Here is a 3149-nt window from a genome sequence, read left to right as displayed (position 1 = left end):
GTCAGGCCGTCATTGCCTGCGATAACAGGCAATCTCAGCGGTGCGCCATTGGCCCGCTCCAGCGAGACCTCGAGCCCGCCCGCGCCGTTCTCGACGGTGGCGTTGAGCAGGTTCATCGCCGGCGATCCCATGAAGTCGGCGACGAAGAGATTGGATGGGCTGTTATAGATCTCGGCCGGCGTGCCGAACTGCTGCAGCACCCCGTCCTTCAGCACGGCGATCTTGGTCGCCAGCGTCATCGCCTCGATCTGGTCGTGGGTGACATAGACGAAGGTGGTGCCCATGCGCTGATGCAGCCGCTTGATCTCGGTGCGCATGTCGACACGCAGCTTGGCATCGAGATTGGAGAGCGGCTCGTCGAACAGGAAGACCTGCGGATTGCGCACCAGCGCCCTACCCATGGCGACGCGCTGGCGCTGGCCGCCGGAGAGCTGGCTCGGCTTGCGGTCGAGCAGATGGCCGATCTGCAGCATGTCGGAGACCTGCTTGATCGCCTTGGCCCGCTCTTCCTTCGGAACGCCGCGGATCTCCATGCCGAAGGCGATATTGCCCGCCACCGTCATGTTCGGATAGAGCGCGTAGGACTGGAACACCATGGCGATGTCGCGCTTGGACGGATGCAATCCGCTGATGTCGCGGCCGTCGATCCGGATATCACCCGAGGTGATCGTCTCCAGCCCGGCGATGGTGTTGAGCAGGGTCGACTTGCCGCAGCCGGACGGGCCGACCAGCACCAGGAAGCCGCCCTTTTCGAGTTCGAGGTCGATGCCCTTGAGGATATCGACGGCGCCGAAGCGCTTTCTGAGACCGGAGATTTCCAGGAAGGCCATGACTTACCCTTTGACTGCGCCCGCCATCAGGCCACGCACGAAGTAGCGGCCGGCGAGGATATAGACGATGAGCGTCGGAACGGCCGCGATCATCGCCGCCGCCATGTTGACATTGTATTCGACCACCCCGGTCGAGGTGTTGACGACATTGTTCAGCGCCACCGTCATCGGCATGGAGTCACCGGTGCCGGCATAGGCGGAGGCAAACAGGAAGTCGTTCCAGATGTTGGTGAACTGGTAGATGACGGTGACGACGATGATCGGCAGCGAGTTCGGCAGCATGATGCGGCGGAAGATCTGGAAGAAGCTCGCGCCGTCGACCTGGGCGGCGCGCACCAGTTCGGTCGGAAAGGCCTCGTAGAAGTTGCGGAAGAACAGCGTGGTGAAGCCGAGGCCGTAGACGACATGGACGAAGACCAGATTGACCGTCGGATTGCCGAAGCCGAAGTTAAAGCCGGTGGCGTTCTGCAAGGTCACGCCGAAGCGGCCGAGCGAGCCGAGGATCGTCGCCATCGGCAACAGCACCGACTGGAACGGGATGAAGCAGGCAAACAGCATCAGCCCGAACACCAGTGTGTGGCCGGGAAAGCGCCATTTGGTCAGGATATAACCGTTGAGCGCTCCCATGATGGTGGAGATCGCAACCGCCGGCACCACCATCTTGATCGAGTTCCAGAAGTAACCCTTGATGCCGGCGCAGGTCAGCCCGACGCAGGTCTCGCCCCAGGCCTTCACCCAGGGATCGAGCGTCGGCGCCTGCGGCAGCGCCAGCATGTTGCCGCCCTGGATCTCGTCCATCGTCTTGAACGAGGTCGTCAGCATGACGAAGAGCGGCATCAGGTAGAGGATGGCGAAGATGACCAGCAGGCCGTAGATGACCAGGCGGCCAATCCAGCGGGCGCTGTTGCCGCGCTCGACACCTTCAGCTGCCGATGCCGATGAGGACGTGCCGATCGGAGAGGTGAGACTGCTCATCGGGCCTTCTCCTTCAGTTCGGAATAGAGATAGGGCACGATGATTGCCGAGATGGTCATCAGCATGATGATGGCGCTGGCCGAGCCGACGGCCATCTCGTTGCGCTTGAAGGTGTATTCATACATGAAGTTGGACGGCAGCCAGGCCGAGCCGCCCGGCCCGCCCGATGTCAGCGCCACCACCAGGTCGTAGGACTTGATCGCCATATGGGCGAGCACGATGAAGGCCGACAGGAAGATCGGCCGCAGCAGCGGAATGACGATGCGCCGGTAAAGCTGCAAGGGCGAAGCGCCGTCGATCTGTGCCGCCTTCATGATCTCGCCGTCGATGCCGCGCAGTCCCGCGAGGAACATCGCCATGACGAAGCCGGAGGCCTGCCAGACACCGGCGATGACGACGGTGTAGATGACGAAGTCCTTGTTCTTGATCCAGTCGAAGTGGAAGCTCGTCCAGCCGAAGTGGTGCAGCGTCTGCTCGAGCCCGAGGCCGGGATCGAGGAACCACTTCCAGGCAACGCCGGTGACGATGAAGGAGAGCGCCATCGGATAGAGGAAGATCGGCCGCAGCAAGCCCTCGCCGCGGATCTTCTGGTCGAGCAGGATGGCGAGGAACAGGCCGAGGGCCAAGCAGATACCGACATAGAGGAAGCCGAAGATCGCCATGTTGGTGATCGAGGTATACCAGGAGGATGGCGGATCGCTCTCGAAGGTCCAGCGCCACAGCCGCTGATAGGCGCGCGCGCCGGTCAGCGCATAGGAGGGAAAGGTCTTGGAATTGGTAAAGGAGAGATAGGCCGTCCAGACGATGAAGCCGTAGACGAAGACCAGCGTGATGACGAAGCTCGGCGCCAGCACGATCTTCGGCAGCGCATCCTGCAGCCGGCCCCTGATCGAGACGCTCGTCGCTTGTCGCGGCGTCAGAACCGGATCGGTGGTGGCAACTGTGCTCATGGATATCATCTCCTCCCCTGCATCATCGGCCCCGCATGAATGGTCGCAGGGCCTGAAGCTTCCCCGCGAAGTGCGCGGGGAAGCGTGTTCATCGACCGTGATCTCAGCGGGCGTCGTCGATCGCCTGGACGAGCTGGGTGACGGCTTCGTCGGAGCTCTTGATCTGGCCGTGGACGAACTTCGAGACGACGTCCTTATAGGCGTTGGCGATTGCCGGAGGCGCGCCATAACCCTGGGCCAGCGAGCCGAACAGCGTGCCGCCTTCGTTGGCCGCCTTCAGATCGGCAATGCCCTTCTTGCCGCAGGCGTCGAAGTCGGTATCGGGAACATCGGTGCGGGCGGGAACCGAACCCTTGACGACGTTGAAGGCCGACTGGAAGCTCTTCGACAGCGT

The 3149-nt window shown here is 62.4% G+C and carries 3 protein-coding genes and 1 pseudogene; all 4 read right to left on the bottom strand.

The features are described from left to right. Positions 1–830, bottom strand: an 830-nt coding sequence (locus ATY29_RS34935; protein WP_097537540.1) for an ABC transporter ATP-binding protein, incomplete at its 3' end; no start/stop codon positions are given. 3 nt (positions 831–833) lie between these two features. Beyond that, complete coding sequence (locus tag ATY29_RS34930; RefSeq protein WP_097537539.1) at positions 834–1805, bottom strand: carbohydrate ABC transporter permease; 972 nt, start codon at positions 1803–1805, stop codon at positions 834–836. Beyond that, positions 1802–2755 carry a carbohydrate ABC transporter permease gene (locus ATY29_RS34925; protein WP_003566886.1) on the bottom strand — a complete coding sequence of 318 codons (954 nt, stop codon included), beginning with the start codon at positions 2753–2755 and terminating at the stop codon, positions 1802–1804. The genes ATY29_RS34930 and ATY29_RS34925 overlap by 4 nt, the downstream gene beginning before the upstream one ends. 103 nt (positions 2756–2858) lie before the next feature. Then, positions 2859–3149 (bottom strand): annotated as a pseudogene (locus tag ATY29_RS34920) (sugar ABC transporter substrate-binding protein); the annotation flags it as partial.

It is taken from the genome of Rhizobium hidalgonense (assembly GCF_002914525.1).
GTDB classification, from domain to species: Bacteria; Pseudomonadota; Alphaproteobacteria; order Rhizobiales; family Rhizobiaceae; genus Rhizobium; species Rhizobium hidalgonense.
Note: the sequence above shows the minus strand (reverse complement) of the source record. Positions and strands in the feature narration are given on the sequence as shown.

Coding starts and splice junctions, on each gene's coding strand:
- ATY29_RS34930 (WP_097537539.1), bottom strand. CDS start 1,805: ATGAGCAGTCTCACCTCTCCGATCGGCACGTCCTCATCGGCATCGGCA.
- ATY29_RS34925 (WP_003566886.1), bottom strand. CDS start 2,755: ATGAGCACAGTTGCCACCACCGATCCGGTTCTGACGCCGCGACAAGCG.